This window comes from Amycolatopsis rhabdoformis, from assembly GCF_035918295.1.
GTDB lineage: Bacteria > Actinomycetota > Actinomycetes > Mycobacteriales > Pseudonocardiaceae > Amycolatopsis > Amycolatopsis rhabdoformis.
The window spans coordinates 7,893,544-7,911,496 of record NZ_CP142149.1; the positions used below are offsets into that span (position 1 = coordinate 7,893,544).

General features: G+C 71.5%; 16 protein-coding genes. 10 read left to right on the forward strand and 6 right to left on the reverse strand.

What is annotated here, in order from left to right; translation table 11 throughout:
- Positions 1–77 precede the first annotated feature (77 nt).
- Both VSH64_RS36415 and VSH64_RS36420 read right to left on the reverse strand, forming a co-directional pair.
- A complete protein-coding gene (locus tag VSH64_RS36415) occupies positions 78–704 on the reverse strand; it encodes a hypothetical protein (RefSeq protein WP_326567285.1) in 627 nt (208 codons plus the stop codon).
- A gap of 32 nt (positions 705–736) precedes the next feature.
- The gene (locus tag VSH64_RS36420) at positions 737–2,236 is read right to left on the reverse strand and encodes a dynamin family protein (protein WP_456062108.1); all 1,500 of its coding nucleotides are present in this window, start codon (positions 2,234–2,236) and stop codon (positions 737–739) included.
- Between the two features lie 184 nt (positions 2,237–2,420).
- On the opposite strand from VSH64_RS36420, the gene VSH64_RS36425 reads away from it, so the two are divergent.
- The 6 genes from VSH64_RS36425 to trmB all read left to right on the forward strand — a co-directional run bounded on the left by VSH64_RS36425 (position 2,421) and on the right by trmB (position 8,009).
- Entirely contained in the window at positions 2,421–3,635 is a 1,215-nt protein-coding gene (locus VSH64_RS36425) for a sensor histidine kinase (RefSeq protein WP_456062109.1), read from the forward strand.
- A complete protein-coding gene (locus tag VSH64_RS36430) occupies positions 3,632–4,288 on the forward strand; it encodes a response regulator transcription factor (protein ID WP_326567287.1) in 657 nt (218 codons plus the stop codon). The genes VSH64_RS36425 and VSH64_RS36430 overlap by 4 nt, the downstream gene beginning before the upstream one ends.
- A gap of 206 nt (positions 4,289–4,494) precedes the next feature.
- A complete protein-coding gene (locus VSH64_RS36435) occupies positions 4,495–5,436 on the forward strand; it encodes an ABC transporter ATP-binding protein (RefSeq protein ID WP_326567288.1) in 942 nt (313 codons plus the stop codon).
- A 37-nt stretch (positions 5,437–5,473) separates the two neighbouring features.
- A complete protein-coding gene (locus VSH64_RS36440; RefSeq protein ID WP_326567289.1) occupies positions 5,474–6,223 on the forward strand; it encodes an ABC transporter permease in 750 nt (249 codons plus the stop codon).
- Between the two features lie 563 nt (positions 6,224–6,786).
- Complete coding sequence (locus VSH64_RS36445; RefSeq protein WP_326567290.1) at positions 6,787–7,281, forward strand: hypothetical protein; 495 nt, start codon at positions 6,787–6,789, stop codon at positions 7,279–7,281.
- Between the two features lie 20 nt (positions 7,282–7,301).
- Positions 7,302–8,009, forward strand: a complete 708-nt coding sequence (trmB, locus tag VSH64_RS36450) for a tRNA (guanosine(46)-N7)-methyltransferase TrmB (RefSeq protein WP_326567291.1) — start codon at positions 7,302–7,304, stop codon at positions 8,007–8,009.
- A 240-nt stretch (positions 8,010–8,249) separates the two neighbouring features.
- On the opposite strand, the gene VSH64_RS36455 is transcribed toward trmB, so the two are convergent.
- Both VSH64_RS36455 and VSH64_RS36460 read right to left on the reverse strand, forming a co-directional pair.
- A complete protein-coding gene (locus tag VSH64_RS36455; protein WP_326567292.1) occupies positions 8,250–10,511 on the reverse strand; it encodes an ABC transporter permease in 2,262 nt (753 codons plus the stop codon).
- Complete coding sequence (locus VSH64_RS36460) at positions 10,508–11,218, reverse strand: ABC transporter ATP-binding protein (RefSeq protein ID WP_326567293.1); 711 nt, start codon at positions 11,216–11,218, stop codon at positions 10,508–10,510. Before VSH64_RS36460 ends, VSH64_RS36455 begins: the two co-directional genes overlap by 4 nt.
- Positions 11,219–11,428: 210 nt before the next feature.
- Here VSH64_RS36460 and VSH64_RS36465 point away from each other — a divergent pair, with 210 nt between their 5' ends.
- Positions 11,429–13,228: a sensor histidine kinase gene (locus VSH64_RS36465; RefSeq protein ID WP_326567294.1), complete on the forward strand. Its 1,800-nt coding sequence runs from the start codon at positions 11,429–11,431 to the stop codon at positions 13,226–13,228.
- The gene (locus VSH64_RS36470) at positions 13,225–13,878 is read left to right on the forward strand and encodes a response regulator transcription factor (protein ID WP_326567295.1); all 654 of its coding nucleotides are present in this window, start codon (positions 13,225–13,227) and stop codon (positions 13,876–13,878) included. The genes VSH64_RS36465 and VSH64_RS36470 overlap by 4 nt, the downstream gene beginning before the upstream one ends.
- A gap of 105 nt (positions 13,879–13,983) precedes the next feature.
- Here VSH64_RS36470 and VSH64_RS36475 read toward each other — a convergent pair whose 3' ends face one another.
- Positions 13,984–15,012: a CHRD domain-containing protein gene (locus VSH64_RS36475; protein WP_326567296.1), complete on the reverse strand. Its 1,029-nt coding sequence runs from the start codon at positions 15,010–15,012 to the stop codon at positions 13,984–13,986.
- 142 nt (positions 15,013–15,154) lie between these two features.
- Between VSH64_RS36475 and VSH64_RS36480 the strand changes: the two genes are divergently transcribed.
- Both VSH64_RS36480 and VSH64_RS36485 read left to right on the forward strand, forming a co-directional pair.
- Entirely contained in the window at positions 15,155–15,634 is a 480-nt protein-coding gene (locus tag VSH64_RS36480; protein ID WP_326567297.1) for a COG4315 family predicted lipoprotein, read from the forward strand.
- Between the two features lie 34 nt (positions 15,635–15,668).
- Positions 15,669–16,976 (forward strand): amidohydrolase family protein, encoded by a 1,308-nt coding sequence (locus VSH64_RS36485; protein WP_326567298.1) that lies wholly within the window; start codon positions 15,669–15,671, stop codon positions 16,974–16,976.
- Between the two features lie 297 nt (positions 16,977–17,273).
- Here the strand turns inward: VSH64_RS36485 and VSH64_RS36490 are convergent, their stop codons facing one another.
- Positions 17,274–17,951: an SDR family oxidoreductase gene (locus VSH64_RS36490; protein ID WP_326567299.1), complete on the reverse strand. Its 678-nt coding sequence runs from the start codon at positions 17,949–17,951 to the stop codon at positions 17,274–17,276.
- Positions 17,952–17,953: the final 2 nt, after the last annotated feature.

A 17,953-nucleotide genomic window follows, 5' to 3' on the forward strand; every position in this document is an offset into this window, starting at 1 on the left:
GACCAGTCTGGAGCAGAGGGCGACCGGACGGCAGCGGAACGCGCGCGCAAACGCTTGCGCGTCGACCAGTGCCCAGGTCAGGCCAGGTCGCGGATCACCGACCGCATCGCTTGCTCCAGCGAAGGCACGTCTTCCGCGAAGCGCGACGACACGAGAATCTGGTCCTCCGCCGTGCGCAGCCAGACGCGGCCCGCCACTGAAATCTCGATCACCGACAGCCGGAACGGCCGCGCGCGCCGGCCGAGATCGACCTCCGTCTCGCGCACGAGCTGCCCCAGCCGGTCACCCGCCACGATCTGCCGGCGGTAGAACCCGGCGGCCCCTACCGCCGCGTGCAACGCGGGCCGCCGGGCCTCCGCGAAGTGGCGCGCGGCGGCCGGGGTGAAGTGCTGGATGGCGAGGTCGATCGCCGAGCCGTCGCCCGGCGCGGGCCGGCCGAAGCGGCCGCGCGGCGTCCGCACACCCGACTCTCCGCGCTGGCGCACGAACTCCAGGAGATCGGTCCACCAGTCGGCCCACTGCGCCTGCACGGCCGCGCGGTTGATCGCCGGCGGCACGCGCACGGGCACCGCGGGCTCCACCGGCGGCAGCAGTTGCCCTTCGGCGACGGACAACGCCAAAACGTCCCGGAGGTACAGAGCGATGTCGATCGCCTGCTCGCTCCCCCAGGACGCCCGCCACGAGGTGGTGTTCTCCAGCCGCACGAAATCCACCCTACGCGTGCGCGAGAGCATTCCTAAGGCATGCGGATCTGTTGCCAGATCAGGAAATAGGCGCGGTGCACCACGTGTGCCACGCGGCTCTGCGCGGGCGTCGCGCCGAACGAGGCGAACGAGCGCCACCAGCCCGCGCGTTCGAGCGCGTGCGCGGCGAGCTCGGGCCGCGCGGCGCCCGGCAGACCGAGCTGCGCGCCGAGGTCGGCGTTGCTGCCGACGCGCAGCACCTCTTCGGCGAGGTCCTCCGGCATGTCGACAGCGCCCGAAGCCACCAGCGTCAACGCTTCCAGCAGCCGCAACTGGTGCGCTTCCGGCTTCGCGAGCAGCACTTCGATCGCGTCGTGCACGCGCTGGCGCTCGCCCGCGTCACCCGAGGTGTGGGCCAGCGCGGTCACCGACGCGAGCGCCGCGGCGGCCTTGATGCCGTCGGCGCGCGCGGCGAACACCACCGCCAGGCGCCGGCGCACGGCGTCGAGGCCCGACGCGTCGAGCAGCACCCGCCGCAGCGCGCCCGCGGTGATCGCCGGCTCGGCGCGGATCGCGTCCACCGCGCGGCGGATGCCGTACAGATCGAGCTTCTCCAGCAGCCGCAGGCGCACGCCGGCCGGCACGTCGCACTCCCAGCTGGTGAAGAGGTCGGCCGAGATGAGCATGGTCTCGAGCACGTCGTCGTCGAGGTCCGCGAGCCGGCGCAGCGCGTCGGCGTCGGCCGAGGTGAAGCCGCCCGACTCGGCCGACTCGGCGATCAGGCCGATCACCGGCAGCACGTCGGCCACCCGCGGCTTGAGCGTGCTCGCCTGCTTCTCGGCGAGCAGCTTCGCCGCCAGCCACACGTCGCCGCCCGACCCCGCCACGGTCTCGGCGACGATCGTGTCCGCCTTGTTCAGCACGGCGATCGCGTTGACCGGGCCCGCCTCGCGGCTCGCGGTGGCGGCGGTGAACGCGGCGAGCGCCTGCTGGTCGTCGGCCCTCACGCCCTGGGTCACCACGTAGAGCACGGCTTCCGCGCCGGCCACGGCGTTGCGCGAGGTGTCGTCGAGGTTGTCCGAACCGGTGTCCTCCTGCGCCGCGCCCAGCAGCTGCTCCGTGCGCGAGACGGAGGCGGCGTCGAGCGAGCCGAGGCCCGGGGTGTCGATCACGGTCATGCCCTGCAGCACCGCGTTGGTGAGGTACGCCTCGAGGTGCGACACCTTCTTGATGTCCACGCCCAGCTCGGCCGGGATCGACCCGTCGGCGGCGAACGGCAGCACCTGCTTCGCGCCGTCAGTGAACACGACCTCGACGCGGTCCACCGTGCCGTACTGGAAGCGCGTGACCAGGCGGGTGCACTCACCGACGTCGGTGGGCGCGACCCGGCGCCCGATCAAGGCGTTGACCAGCGTGGACTTGCCCGACTTGATCCGCCCGGCCACGGCCACCTGCAGCGGCGCGGCGAGCCGGCGCTGCACCTCGGCGAACCCGGCGGCCGTGCGCGGCGAGACCTGCGTGGCGAGCCGCTGGCACAGCTGCGCGACCGACATCGACAGCGGGCCTGCGAGGCGACCCAGCTCCGTCACGGCCCTGGTCCCCTCTCGTCCGGCGTGCCCGCCCGGAAATCGTGCCATGCCGCAGCTACTTGAGTGCGACCGACAGTGCTACCGGAGGATGACGCGGCGTGCCCGGTCGCGGACATAATCTTGTCGGGTGCGACGGCTGAGCCTCTGGATGCGTGCCCACCCCATGGCGGGGGACACGTTGCTCGCCGCACTCCTGCTGTTCCTGGACCTGGTGCTCTACGTCGGCGGCAGCGTGGGCACCGAAAGCCACCCGCCGGCGTGGTTCATCGCGCTGCCGATCGACGTCGCCATGGTGGCGCCGCTCGTGTTCCGGCGGAAGAAGCCGCTGGCCTCGGCTTATGTCGTGTACTTCGTCGCCATCGCCCACGCGTCGCTGTCGCTCGGCTTCTCCTCCGTCGCGGCGCTGGCGATGAGCCTGTACTCGATCCTGGTCTACATCGGCCGCAAGCAGGGCCTGATCTACGTCGGCGCGCTCGTGCTGATGACCGCGGTCGAGATCGTTCTCGACCGGTCGACACCGTGGCTGGGCAACGCGCTGTTCACCGCCTTCGGCATCGCGCTGTGCTGGACGCTCGGCGAGTTCGTCGGCGCGCGCCGCGCGTACCAATTGGAGGTGGAAGCCCGCCTGCACCTGCTGGAGACCGAACGCGATCAGGCCACGCGCATCGCCGTGGCCGAGGAGCGCGGCCGCATCGCGCGCGAGCTGCACGACGTGGTGGCCCACTCCGTGAGCGTGATGGTGGTGCAGGCCGACGGCGCGGCCCTCGCGCTGCCGACCAACCCCGAGCTGGCCGGCCGGGCGCTGCAGACGATCTCCGAAACCGGCCGCGGCGCCCTCGGCGAGCTGCGCCGGCTGCTCGAGGTGCTGCGCGGCGACCACGGCGACGGCGAGCCCCGCGTGCCCCAGCCCGACGCGGGAGCGCTCGGCGAACTGGCCGAACGCATGCGCGGCGCCGGCATGACGGTGGACCTGCGGGTGGACGACGGCCTCACCGACCTGCCCGCCGGCGTGTCGCTCGGCGTCTACCGCATCGTGCAGGAATCGCTCACCAACACGCTCAAGCACGCCGGCACCGGCGCGCGGGCCGAGGTGCACGTGCGGCGCTGGAGCGAAGGCAAGAACGACACCGTGGAGGTGCTCGTGCGCGACGACGGCGCCGGGCGCGCGCGGCAGCTCGAACAGGTGACGGTGGGCGCCGGCGCGCCGTCGAAGAAGGCCCCGCGACTGCAGGTCGCGGGCGGGAACGGGCTGATCGGGATGCGCGAGCGCGCGAACGTCTACGGCGGAACGCTCGAGGTGGGCCCCGCGCCCGCCGGTGGGTGGCAGGTGCGGGCCGTGCTGCCCGTTAGGTTGGCGCCGTGATCCGAGTGGTGGTCGTGGACGACCAGGAACTGATGCGCGTCGGCTTCCGGATGGTGCTGGGCGCGCAAGCCGACATCGACGTGGTGGGTGAGGCCGGCGACGGCGCGCAGGCGATCCGGCTGGCCGAGGAGCTGCGGCCCGACGTGGTGCTCATGGACGTGCGCATGCCGGTGCTCGACGGCGTGGAGGCCACGAAGCAGATCGTGGCGGCCGGCACCGCGCGGGTGCTGGTGATGACCACCTTCGACCTCGACGAGTACGTGTACGCGGCCCTGCAGGGTGGCGCGTCCGGGTTCCTGCTCAAGGACACCCCGCCGGACCACCTCGTGTCCGCGCTGCGGTCGGTCGCGTCCGGCGAGGCCGTGGTGTCACCCTCCGTGACTCGCAGGTTGCTCGACCGCTTCGTGGGAGCCGGCGGCTCGCCGGTGCGCGACGCGAGCGAGCTCGACGTGCTGACCGACCGCGAACGCGAGGTCCTCGTGCTCATCGCGAAGGGCATGTCGAACCTCGAAATCGCTGAAACTCTTTTCCTCTCCGAGGCCACGGTGAAGACGCACGTGGGCCGTATCCTGGCGAAACTCGACTTGCGCGACCGCGTGCAGGCCGTGGTGCTGGCCTACGAGACGGGTCTCGCCCGTCCGGGTCTCGCCTGAGTTCTCGATCCATTTCGCGGGTCTTCGGACGCCGAAGTTCAGGGTCACCTCAGGGGTTTCACCGATCGCACATCAACCGTTTTGGCGGTTGGGTACTACTCAGGTCGGGTGACGAGTTCGACCCACAGGATGACGCGGAGACCGGTCCGGCTCGGTCAGGATATCTCCGGTAAGCGGCACACAAGCCGTAACAGAGGGAGCAGGGGATGATCGAGGCATCAGGTCTCACCAAGCGGTACGGGAGCACGCTGGCGGTGAACAACCTGTCGTTCAACGTGGCCGCGGGGAAGGTCACGGGCTTCCTGGGCCCGAACGGCGCCGGCAAGTCCACCACCATGCGCATGATCCTGGGGCTCGACAACCCCACCGGGGGCGAGGTCCGCATCGGGGGCAAGCGCTACCACGACCTGAAGGACCCGCTGCGCACGGTCGGCGCGCTGCTCGACGCGAAGTGGGTGCACCCCAACCGCTCGGCCCGCGCGCACCTGCAGTGGATGGCGAGGTCCAACCGCATCCCGGCGTCGCGAGTGGACGAAGTGCTCGACATCGTGGGTCTCACCACCGTCGCGAACAAGCGCGCCGGCGGGTTCTCGCTCGGCATGTCGCAGCGGCTGGGGATCGCGGGCGCGCTGCTGGGCGACCCGGAGGTGCTGCTCTTCGACGAGCCGGTGAACGGTCTCGACCCCGAGGGCATCCTCTGGATCCGCAAGTTCATGCACCGCCTGGCCGACGACGGCCGCACGGTGTTCGTGTCGAGCCACCTCCTCTCGGAGATGGCGCTGACCGCGAGCGAGCTCGTGGTGATCGGCAAGGGGCAGCTCATCGCGCAGTCCTCCACCGAGGAGTTCGTGGCGCGGGCCGCGGAGAACACCGTGAAGGTGCGCTCGCCGCAGCTGCCGGCCCTGCGCGAGGCCCTGGTGCGCGCCAGCGCCCAGGTGACCGACTCGGGCGAAGCGCTCATCGTGTCCGGAATGGACAGTGCCAAGATCGGTGAGCTGGCCGCCTCCGCGAGCATCGTGCTCCACGAGCTGAGCCCGCAGACCGGTTCGCTCGAGCAGGCCTTCATGCAGATCACCGGCGACTCCGTCGAGTACCACACCGGGCTCGAGGCCGAGGCGCAGCAAGCCCTCCAGCCCACCGCCCGCTGACCACTCGACTTTTCGCAAGGATTCCGGGGAAAGAACCATGACTCTGCTCGCGGTCGAACGCATCAAGCTCTTCACCACCCGCTCACCGTGGTGGTGCGCCCTCATCGCCATCGTCCTCACCGCCGGCTTCTCCGCGCTCGTGGCGGGCGCGGCGCCGAGCGAGGCGACCATCGACGTCGCCACGACCCAGTTCGGTTACCAGTTCGGCGTCGCCGTGATCATGGTGCTCGCCGCGCTGTCGGTGACCACCGAATACCGCTTCGGCACGATCCGCACCACGTTCCAGGCCGTGCCGGGCCGCACCTCCGTGCTCGTGGCCAAGGCCACGGTCGTCGCCCTGCTCTCGCTCGTGATCGGCGAGATCGGCGCGTTCGGCGCCTGGGCACTCGGGTACGCGATCCGGCCGTCGGACGCCCTGGCGCTCGACACCTCGGCCGAGTGGATCAACGTGGCCGGTGTCGGCGTGCTCTTCGCCCTCGCCGCGGTGATCGCGGTGGCGATCGGCATCCTGATCCGCCACAGCGCCGGCGCGATCGCGCTGCTGCTGATCTACGTGCTGGCCGTGGAAAGCCTCGTGCAGCTCATCCCGACCGTCGGCCCGAAGATCCACGAGTGGCTGCCGTTCAACGTCGCCGAGAAGTTCCTCCGCGGGGCCGGCGGCGCCACGCAGGGCCCGCCGCCTTCGGACGCGGTGCTCTCGCAGGGCTGGTCGCTGGCGTACTTCGCGGGCATCGCGATCGTGCTCCTGGCCATCGCGATCGGCGTCGCGAAGAAGCGCGACGCCTGACAAGACCCACCACAGGGACGTTCGGGCGGGACCGGCGGGGGCCGAACCGGCTGAACGGGGGAAATAGGGGATAGGAAGAAAGATCCGGGTCGCCAATTCGGGGGGCGACCCGGATCTTTTCGTTTTCCTGAGGTCACCCGGGCCTCGATGAGCCACCGCGAGACCACGCCGAGCAGCGACGACAACCGGTGGAGAAATCACGGCCGCAGCAGCGGAGCGAGGCGAGAGCACATTCGCGTTAATCTGCACGTGCAGATCGGGTGTCTGCGAGGCAAACGGATTAAGACGCCGTTAAGTGCTTGTGGCTTCTCTCACAGCGAGCGGACATACTGGTTGAGTCACCAGGATATTCGAGATCAAGAGCGTGCTCGTCCGTCTCAGCTCCCCGGAGGTGAACCTTGACGGTGGACGCTGGTCAGGGGCTCATGAGTCCCATTCCCACAGCCCGCAACGAAGCGGCGCTCAATGAACACCACGAAGCGCTGCGAACCAGCGCTGCCACACTTCAGGCTGCGACACTTCAAAAAAGCAGCGCGAACGCGCCTCAACCCCGGCTCGAACCGATGCTGGACCTCGAATGGTCGCAGGCGATCGAGCTGCCGCGGTTCGCGCAGCCGGCGATGCGGCCGGGAGATCTGCGTCAGGCGTGGGTGCACCGCGCGGCCGAAGATCTCGTGCTCGCGCTCTACCGCCGGGCCGGCAGCCTCGAAGGTCCGCTGCCCGCGCCGTGGTGGCTGCGCGCCGTCGCGGCCGGCTGGCTCGAGTCGCGGGCGCTCGGGTTCCGCATCGAAGACCGCATCCAGCAGCTGCTGTCCCGCCGGCCCGGCTGGGAGTTCGTGCCCTGGGCCGCCGACGGCGAATCGGGCTATTGGGAGTTCATGCCGTCGGAGCGCGGCAAGTCCGGGCATTCCATCCCGACCACCGTGCTGAACACCGACCGCCACCCCGGCTGGATCGACGTGCTGCCGGCCCACACGGGCCCGACACCACGCCCGATCCCGGTGTCCGGGCTCGCCGGACTGCGGGCTCGGCTCGGGGAGTTCGAAGCGGTCCGCTGACCCGCCCGTATCTTGTCCGGGTGGAGAACGAGGACCAGCCACGGCTGCGCAGCGTGGTCAGTTATGTCAATCGCGGCGGACGGATGACCGTCGGCCAGCAGCGCGCCTGGGACGAACTCTGGCCGCGGCTGGGCCGCACGGTCGCCGACCTGCCGGCCGGACCCGTCGATTTCACCGAGTGGTTCGGCCGCGAAGCGCCGGTGCTGCTGGAGATCGGCTCCGGCATGGGCGAAACGACGTCGCAGCTCGCGGCGGCCGCGCCCGAGCTCAACTACGTGGCCGCCGAGGTCTACGACCCGGGCCTGGGCCAGCTGATGCTGCGCGCGGAGAAGCTCGGCGTCGAGACCCTGCGCCTGATGCACGGCGACGCGGTGATCCTGCTGACCGAGCACGTGGAGCCCGGCGCGCTCGAAGGTGTGCGGCTGTTCTTCCCGGACCCGTGGCCGAAGAAGCGCCACCACAAACGCCGGATCGTGCAGCCGGAGTTCGTCGCGCTCGTCGCGTCGCGGCTGCGGCCCGGCGGCACGTTCCACCTGGCCACGGACTGGGAGAACTACGCCGAGCAGATGCTCGAGGTGTGTTCGGCCGAGCCCGGTCTGCGCAACCGCTTCGCGGACGAACCGGGCGGTTGGGCCCCGCGCCCGGAATGGCGGCCGCGCACGAAGTTCGAACAGCGCGCCGACGCCGAAGGCCGCGAATCACACGACCTCATTTTCGAGAAGCATTAAACTGTGTCGTTGCTTGCCGACCCGACCACAGCCACGGCGGGGACGGTCGCGAAGCGTGGTGACCTCCCGTTGGGTTCCCGCCTGCTTTTGGTCGGGTCGGCAAGGGTCGTAGAAAATCCGTAAGCAAAGGCCGCTGCCGTCGTGAAAAGGCCGCTGCCGGGGTCCCATCCCCGGCAGCGGCCTTTTCTCCCCTTTTTCACCCCCGGCGTCCGCCCGTCCCCGCGAAGGGCGGACCGCCCGCTACTCGTCGGCCAGTGGTTCCGCCTGCACGCGCCGCAGGGCGGGCGTGCAGATCGAGGCTCCGAGCAGCGCCACCCCGACGCCGAGCACGACCGGGGCGAAGATCCACGGGCTGAACACGACACTGCCTTCGTCGGCCGTGCTGAACAGCCCGATCCCGACGAGGATGCCGACCACGCCGGCCCCGATCGTCGCGACCAGCGCGGGCAGCGCCGTCTCCATCCGCAGCGCCCGCGACAGCACCTTCACGGGCGTGCCGGCCGCCATGAGGGCACCGAACGTGCGGCGCCGGTCCATGATCGAACCCGCCGTGGCGACGGCCGCACTGCAGCCGGCGAGCACCCCGGCGGCGATCAGCCCGATCACCGTCACCCGCCGCAGGTCCTGCAGCTGCGTCTGCTGGTCGTAGAGGTACTGGTCGCGGCTGCCGACCTCGGCGCCGGTCGCGGCCGAGGCCAGCGCCGTGCGCACGATCTCGCGGTCGGCCGGGGTCGTCGGCGCGATCACGGTGGCCGCGCCGAGCTTCACGCCGGCCGGCACCGCCGACGGGTCGAGCAGGTACGAGCCGCTCACGTCGTCGGCCATCCGGAACGTGCCCGTGGGCACCGCACCGAGCGGCTGGCCCGGATCACTGGGTTCCGGGTCGCCGACCACGCGGTACTGCGCGGCGTCCTGCTCGTACGGCGTGTACAGCCCGACGCCGGGCTTGCAGTCGGCCGCGGTGATCCCGAGCCGGGTCAGCCGGGCCGCGTCGGCGCAGGACATCACCAGGGCCCGCTGGTAGGAGCGCTGCTCGCCCGTGCCCTGCACCAGGTAGACCTGGCCCACGGAGATCGCGCGCTCCTGCTGGCCGTAGCGGGCCAGCGCGGCGTTGGCGTGGTCGAGGACGGCCGCGGCCTTGTCCGGGCTGCTGTCGGCGTAGAGCACCGAATCCGCGTACGTGCGCCCGCCACCGGCGAGGGATTCGAACGACGGCAGCAGCGTGAGCGCCATCGAACCGGTGAAGACCGCGAGCACGATGCCCGCCGTGGCGCGGTAGGCGCCCTTCGGGTCGTCGCGCAGCCGGCGTCCGGCCAGCAGCGCCGACGGTCCGCGCCAGCCGCGCACGAACGTGCCGCCGACCGCCGAGGTCACCCACGGCCCGACCACGACCGCCGAGCCGACCAGCAGCACCAGGCCGATCAGCACCATGCTGGGCCCGCCGTCGCCGGCGGAGGACACGGCGTAGAGGAAGAACAAGCCGGCCACCGGCAGCACCAGCAGCCGCCACCAGCGCAGCGGTTTCACGGTGTGGCCGCCCGTCGCGAAGAGCGGGTTGCGCAGCACGCGCCGCAGGCCGAGCACTCCGGCCAGCACCACGAGCGCCGGGATGGCGATCACGATGAACACCTCGAGCGCGATCGGCATCGTGAAGTCCGACGCCAGCCAGGTTCCGCCGCCCCACGGCACGAACGTCGCCAAGCCGTGCAGCGCCGGACTGATCCCCAGGCCGAGCAGGGCCCCGACGCCCGCGGACAGGATCGTTTCCCCGGCGACCATCGACGTCACCTGGCCCGGTGTGGCCCCGGCCAGCCGGATCGCGGCGAGCCGGCGTTCGCGCCGGGCCGCGGTGAGCCGTGCCGACGACGCGACGAGCACCAGGCTCGGCACCAGCAGCACGATGATGCCGACCCACGCCAGCAGTGTGAGCAGCGGATCCGCCTTCGCCTGCTGGTCGGGGAACGCGCTCACCGGCTGCGCGACGGCTTCGGTCGCGCGCTCGGCTTCGGTGGCCGTGAGCTCCTGCTGGCTGTGGCCGACGAGGGCCACGAGCTGTTCCGGGTACTTCAGCGCCTGGTCGCCGAGCGCGGCGACGGGCTTGCCGAAGCGATCACCGAGCTGGTTGGCCGGTGTGTTGTTCAGCAGCCGGCCCAGCGCCGGCGACACGAGCGTCTCGCCCGGGCCGGGCAGCTTCGAGATCCCGGCGGGCAGCTTCAGCCCGGCCGTGGACCCGGTCACCGCGAGGTCGACGCGGGTGATCTCCTGGCCGTTGAAGTAGTCCTTGGACCCGGTCACGAGCATGACCGGCGTGCCGTCGGTGTCGAAGTTGTAGTACGACTGCCAGATGCCGCGCTGTTCACGCACTTGCGTGGCGAACGGCAGCGCCGCGAGCAGCAGCACCAGGCCGGTCGCGACCGCGACCCCGACCGCGGTGAGGATCGCCGAGGTGCGCGTGCGCCGATCGACGCGCAGCACCCGCAGGGCGAGCTTGAGCGAGTTCATACCGCCAACCTCTTCTGCCCGGTCGCCGTGGCGATGAGGCCGTCGCGGATCGCCACGGTCTTCGGCATCGACTCGGCGAGCTCGCGGTCGTGCGTCACCACGATCACCGCGGCGCCGGACTCCTGCGCGGCACCGAGCAGCGCCTGCATGGTCTCGCGGCCGGTGCGCGTGTCGAGGGCGCCGGTGGGCTCGTCGGCGAAGATCACCTTCGGCCGGTGCGTGAGCGCGCGGGCGATGGCCACGCGCTGGGCCTCACCACCGGAGAGCTCACCCGGGCGGCGGGTTTCCTTGCCGGCCAGGCCGAGGCGGGCCAGCCACTCGCGGCCCGCGGCCACCGACTCGCGCCGGCCCTTGCCCGCGAGCAGCGACGGCAGCGCCACGTTCTCCTCGGCCGTCAGCTCCGACACGAGCATGCCGGACTGGAAGACGAACCCGAACTCCGTGCGCCGCAGCTCGCTGCGCTTCTTCTCGTTCAGGTTGTCGATGCGGCGGCCGAGGAGGTGGATCTCGCCGCCGTCGGCCCGCAGGATGCCGGCCAGCACGTGCAGCAGCGACGTCTTGCCGGACCCGGACGGCCCCACGATGGCCACCGCGTCGCCCGGCTGGATGTCGATGTCGATCCCGGCCAGCGCGTACTGCCCGCCGTAGCGCTTCACCAGCCCGCGCCCCGACAGCACCGGGCCGGAAGTCCACTGTGGATTGCTCATCCGGGTGCTTCTCCCCTTGTTTCTCGATGTGGCTGCTTCTCGATGTGCGTTGATCTTCGAGTTCGTCGGTGACCACCTTCACGGATCGGGCCCGGTGTCCACTTCGGGCAGACGGCCAGTCCGCCGAGCACCGGCATCGGCCGATCGGCCGATGCGGCTCGAACCACCTGGCCAAGGTGCGGGCGGCCCGAGATCCTCTACCGTTCGGTTGTGTCCCAAGCTTCACCGTCTTCCACCTTCTCCGCGCGTGTGACCGAGCTCGTGCGCCGCCTCGGCATGCCCGTGGTGGTGCTGCTCGCCGCGCTGCTGTTCGACCTCGTGTTCGTGACCGACGCGGCCCTCGACGACCACGGCCCGCGGTTCGTGGACTTCGCCTTGTTCCCCGGCATCTTCGCGATGGTGGGCTGCGCGATCTGGGCGCGCCGGCGGGCCGCCGTGGCCGCGCTGGTGGCGGCGTTCGCGCTGGTGGCCTTCACGATCTTCCAGCGCTACCTGCACACGCCGGCGTATTCGAGCGTGCTCGCGAACCTCTCCATCACCGACGTGGTGGCCGGCACCGAGATGACCTACTACGTCGCCCGCCGGGTGCGGCCCGGCGTCGCGTTCGCGACGATCTCGACGCTGGTGGTCGCCACGCTGATCGCGGTGTTCGGGCGCTACTCCTACGGCGACATCGCGTCGTCGACGATCGTGTCGGCCCTGCTGTTCGGCAGTGTGCTGCTCGTGGCGGCCGTGGTGATCGGCGTGGCGGGCCGCACGCGCTCGGACGGGCAGCGCGAACAACGCGAGCAGCGGCTGCGCAAGCTACGCCGCGTCAACTCGCTGGCCATGGGCCAGTGGCCCCTGATCGGCGCGCTCGCGATCGCGCTGCTCTTCGAATTCGGCTTCACCTACGACGGTGGCACGCGCGGGTTCCCGGTGCTGTTCTGCTCGCTCGGCGCGGCCGTGGTCGCAGTGCTCTCGCCGCGCCGCCCCGCCGAGGCGATCCTGGGCGTGGCCGGCTTGATCCTGCTCTCGTCGCTCGTCGTGCCGTTCCTGCACCTCGGCTACAACTACGAGCTCGTAGGTGGCATCGCGCCCACGCAGATGATCGCCGGCATCGGGGTGGTCGTGAACCTGGTGCGGGCGGTGCCGCTGGTGAAGGCGTGGCCGCGGATCGCCGTGCTGGCCGCGGTGGTCGCGGTCGGCGCGATCCTGAACACGCGCCCGGGCGGCTTCCGCCCGATGACCGACCCGCAGGAAATCGGCTCGCTCGCGCTGGCGGCCGCCCTGGTGCTCGGGATCTCCGTGGCCGTCGGGCTCTTCCTGCGCTCGCGCGATTCCGAGCGCACGCAGGTGATGAAGGCCGCGGTCACCGACGCCCAGACCACCGAGCGGATGGCGCTGGCCCGCGAGCTGCACGACGTGGTGGCCCACCACGTGACCGGCATCGTGGTGCAGGCGCAGGCCGCGCGGATGATGGGCGAGAAGAACCCGCAGCTGGCGCTGGAGGCCATGGGCCGCATCGAGGACGCGGGCACCGAAGCGCTCGCGGCGATGCGCCGGCTCGTGCGCAGCATGCGCGGCGACGCGCCCGCCGGCGCGAGTGACCTGAGTGAGCAAGCCACCACCGACCTGGTCGCCGACCTGCGCAAACTCGTCGACGGCGCCAACCACGGCATCAAGACCACGCTGATGCTCGACCTGCCGGCGAACCTGCCGCACGAGGTCGGCCGCTCGGCGCTGCGGCTCGTGCAGGAATCGCTCACCAACGTCGGCAAACACGCCGCCGGCGCGACCGAAGCACTGGTCCACGCCGAGGTGACCGGCCGCGAACTGCACCTGCAGGTGCGCGACGACGGCAGCGAGCAGGCTCGCCGACCGGCCGGCGGCTCGGGCGGCTACGGTCTGGTCGGCATGCGCGAGCGCGTCGCCCTGCTGCACGGCCGGCTCACGGCCGGGCGCGGGCCCGACGGCGGCTGGCGCGTGGAAGCGTGGCTGCCACTCGAGGCGAACGGGGATGACGGGTGATCCGGGTACTGATCGCGGACGACCAGGAGATGGTGCGGATGGGATTCCGCATGATCCTGGACGCGCAGGACGACATCGAGGTGGTGGCCGACGTCGCCGACGGCGTCTCGGCCGTGACCAAGGCGCGCGAGCTGCGTCCCGACGTCTGCCTGCTCGACATCCGCATGCCGGGCCTCGACGGCCTCGAAGTGACCCGCCAGCTGGCCGGCCCGGAGGTGGTCGACCCGCTGAAGGTGGTGGTCGTGACCACGTTCGACCTCGACGAGTACGTGCACACCGCGCTGCGCAACGGCGCCAGCGGCTTCCTGCTCAAGGACGCCGGCCCGGCGCTGCTGATCGAGGCCATCCGCGCCGCCGAACGCGGCGACGCGCTCGTGTCGCCGCAGATCACCGTGCGGCTGCTCAAGCACTTCGACGGCGCCAACGGGCACAAGCGCAGCGTGCCGCCGCCGTCCGAACCACTCACGGCGCGTGAGCTCGACGTGGTGAAGGCCGCCGCTCGTGGCCTCACGAACACGGAGATCGGGGCGGAGCTGTACCTGTCGCTCTCGACGGTGAAGACGCACCTGGCTTCGGTGCAGGGCAAGGTCGGGGCGCGCAACCGGGTGGAGATCGCCGCGTGGGCTTGGCGCAGCGGGGTTGTGGACTGAACCGGGTTCGCCTGATGCTGTGAAGGGCGCCTTGAGGGAGTGCGAGTCCCTCAAGGCGCCCTTCACGGATTCCGGGTCAGTGCTGAATTTCGTGCTGCCGCGGACTCAGAACAGCTGGCCGCGCGCGGCACCGCCGGGGAACGCGGCGTCGTGCAGGTTCGCGTAGTACGACAGCGGGTGGCGGGCGATGTCCTTCACCGTGGCGGCGTCGAGGCCGGTCGCGGTGCCGGACACGGCGAACACGCCGGCGGGCACGGTCGTGCCGATCAGGGGCACCACCACGGCGCCGTTCTTGCCGAAGGTGCCCTTGTGGATGTGGGCCAGCGTCGGCTGGAAACCGAACCACGCGAAGGAGAACTGCACCTGCGTGCCGGTGGGGCGGATGAAGGCGACGGCGTTGGCCTTCGGGTCACCGGCCTTCGGCTCGCCCGGAGCGGCCTTGACTTCCTGGCTGCCCGACATGAACGCGTGCAGGCCACCGCCCTGCAGCAGCTTCAGCATGTCGACCGAAGAACGCAGGGGAGTGAGCTGGCCGCGCACCGCGCCGCCGGGGAACTCCTTGGTGTGCAGGTTGAGGTAGAAGTTCGCGGGGTTCTTGCGCAGGCCGTCGGCCGTGGCCTGGTCGGTGATCGTGGCGGTGCCGGCGGCCGCGGTCACGGTGTCGGGCATCGCGGTGCCGAACAGCGGCACCTTCACGTCGCCGTTCACGCCGGCCTTGCCCTCGTGGATGTGGCCGAGGGTGGGGGCGCTGATGCCCTTCCACGAAAACGCGTAGGTGACCTTGTTGCCCTGCACCTCGATGATGCCGGTGGCGCTGCCCTTCGGGTCGCCGACGGCGGGCTTGCCAGCCACCGGGACCTCGTTGGCGCCGGTGAGCTTGGCCTGCAGGAAGATCGGCTTCTGCTGGGAGCGCTGGATGGCCGTCGACAGGCTGGCCGGCGCCTTGGCCGGGGTCGAGGCGCCCTGGCCGGACATGTCCATGCCCGGCATGTCCATCCCGGGCATGTCCATGTTCATGCCGGGCATGTCCGGCGTGGTCGGCGTGCCGGGCATGGGGCTGGCGGTGGCGGTGACCGCGCCGAGCAGGCCGAGGCCGGCGGTCAGCGCGGTGAGGGCCGCGATTCGAGCTCGCATGGGGTTTCGTCCTTTCACATCGGATTCGCGACGAGACACGGAATCCGGCACGGGGCGGTTCAGCGGAAAATCAGGCTGAACCGGTTCGGGGTGCGAGCCGTGTCTCGTCGCGAATTCGACGCAATCGCCCCCAGGAGTTCTCATGCGTGTCTCGATCGTCCTCGCCGGTGCCGTGCTGCTCGGCACCCTCGCCGCCTGCGGAAGCCCCTCGACCAGCGGATCCGCGTCCGCACCCGACGGCTCGGCCCCTTCCGCGCCGACGTCTTCGGACGACGTGAAAATCGGCGACTCGAGCCTCGGTCCCATTCTCACCGACGGCTCGGGTCGGACCCTTTATGCCTTCGCCGATGACATTTCGGGCACCAGCACGTGCGGCGCCGATTGTCTCGCCACGTGGCCCGCGCTGACCGGAGCGAAGGATTTCCACGCGGGCGCCGGCACCGACCAGAAACTGCTCACCGCGACCGAGCGGACGCCCGGCGTCGAGCAGGCCAAGTACGGGAAATGGCCGCTGTACTACTACGTCGGCGACCAGGGCCCGGGTGACGTCGACGGCCAGGGCGTGGACAACCTGTGGTTCGCGGTGGGTGCCGACGGCAAGCTGATCAAGAAGACACCCTGACCACAGCCGTCTGGGACGCCCGTACTATCTCGTCATGTCGTACCGTCTCCACGCGCCCGTCGTCCTGCCCGCCGATCCCGCCTGCTCGCTGCTGCGCGACGCCGTCGTGGACGTCGACGACAGCGGCCGGATCACGTTCGTGGGCCCGGTCGCCGAGGCACCCGAGTTCAGCGGCGAGGTGCGCCGGCTCGACGGGATCCTGATGCCCGGCCTGGTCAACGCCCACGCGCACAGCCCCATGACGCTGCTGCGCGGCATGGGCGGCGACCTGCCGCTGCTGCGGTGGCTGCGCGAGATCATCTGGCCGGCCGAGGCGAAGCTGCGGCCCGAGGACGTGCGCACCGGCATGCTGCTGGGCTCGGTCGAGATGCTGCGTCACGGCGTCACGACCAGCGCCGAGATGTACTTCGAGGGCGAGCAGCTCGTGGACGCGGTGCTCACCACCGGCGGGCGCGTGCTCGTGGCGCCGCCGGTGATCGAGCTGCCGGGGATGGACTGGCGCACGTCGCTGGCCGCCATCGACCGCTGGATCGACGCCGACGGCCTGCGCTTCGGCCCCGGCGACCGCGTCGAGCTCGGCTACGGCCCGCACTCGGCCTACATGCTCAACCCCGACGGCCTGCGCGCCACCGCGGAATCGGCGGCCGCGCGCGGCGCGCTGGTGCAGATCCACGTCGCCGAGGCCGCCGACGAGGACCGCGAGCAGCGCGCCGCGTACGGCTCGGTGCCCGCGCTGCTGGACTCGCTCGGCGTGTTCGCCGGCCGCACCCTCGCCGCGCACTCCATCCACCTTTCCGATGAGGACATCGCGCTCTTCGCCGCCCGCGGCGTCGGCATGGCCCACTGCCCCGGCTCGAACGCCAAGCTCGCGTCGGGCATCGCCCGCATCCGCGACCTGCGCGCGGCCGGCGTCGCCATCGGCCTCGGCACCGATGGCCCGGCGTCCAACGACGACCTCGACCTGTGGGAAGAACTCCAGCTCACGGCGATGCTCGCCCGCCTGGCCACCAACGACTCCACCGTGCTGAAGGCCGCCGACGTCCTCGTGATGGCCACCCGCGGCGGCGCCGACGCCCTCGGCCGCCCCGACATCGGCGCCCTCGAACCCGGCCGCTGGGCCGACCTGGTCCACCTCGACCTCGACGACCCGGCCTTCGCGGCCGGCCTGGACGTCCCGGACGAGCAACTCCTGTCCAACCTCGTGTGGGCCGCCGGCTCCCGCCGCGTGCGCGACGTGTGGGTCGCCGGCGACCAGGTCGTCACCGACGCCGAACCGACGCGCGTGGACCGGGCGAAGATCCAGGCCTCGGTCGCCGACACAGCGGCGCGGCTGCGCGCCTGACGCTGGCAGGCTGGGCCAGGCACGGCGGAACCGCAAGCGGCCCAAGGCGCATGGCTGCCTGCGAGACCTGGTTGCGACCGCTGTCGAACAGGCCCGAAGCCGAGGCCTCGGCCGCGCGGGTGATCGAGGTGGCGTGCGCGGATCGGAGCCGCGGATTTGGCGGCGTTCCGCGGCGAACCGCGCGAACGACGCGTACCCCAGGACCTCGGTCGCCGACACGGCGGCGCGGCTGCGCGCCTGACGCTCGTGCTCGGTCAGGCGCGCGGGCGAAACGCCGCGCGCGCCTGACGGATCGGGTCAGCGGGGCCGGAGGATCAGTTCCGTCAGGTGCGCCTCCGGGCTCGCGCTCACGGCGGTGACCACGGCGGTCGCGACGGAGTCGGGGCGGAGGAAGCGGGCGGGGTCGTACTCGCCGCCTTCGTGGGCGATCACGGCGCGCTGCATGTCGGTGTCGGTGCGGCCCGGGTAGACGGTGGTCACGCGCAGGTCGGGTTCTTCGTCGCGCAGGGCGTCGGCGAAGGCGCGGGCGGCGAACTTCGAGGCGGCGTAGGCGCCCCAGCCCGCGCGGGCCGTGCGGCCGGAGCCGGAGTTGATCACCACGACGTGACCCCTCGCGGCGCGCAGGGCGGGCAGCAGCAGGCGCGTGAGCTCGGCGACCGCGACGACGTTCACCTCGTAGTTCACGCGCCAGTCTTCGGCCGTGGCTTCGGCGATCGTGCCGAGGCGGGCGGCGCCGGCGGAGTGGACGAGCACGTCCAGACGCGAGATCTGCGCGGCGGCTTCCGCCAGGGCAGCGCTGTCGGTGAGGTCGATGCGCCACGGCGAAGCGCCCGGCAGGTCGGCGGCCACCTTCTCGAGCGCGGCCTCGTCACGGCCGCCGAGCAGGAGGCGGTGCGTGGGCGCGAGCTGGTGGGCGACGGCGGCGCCGATGCCACGCGAGGCACCGGTGACCAGGGCGAGCGGAAGATCGGTCATGC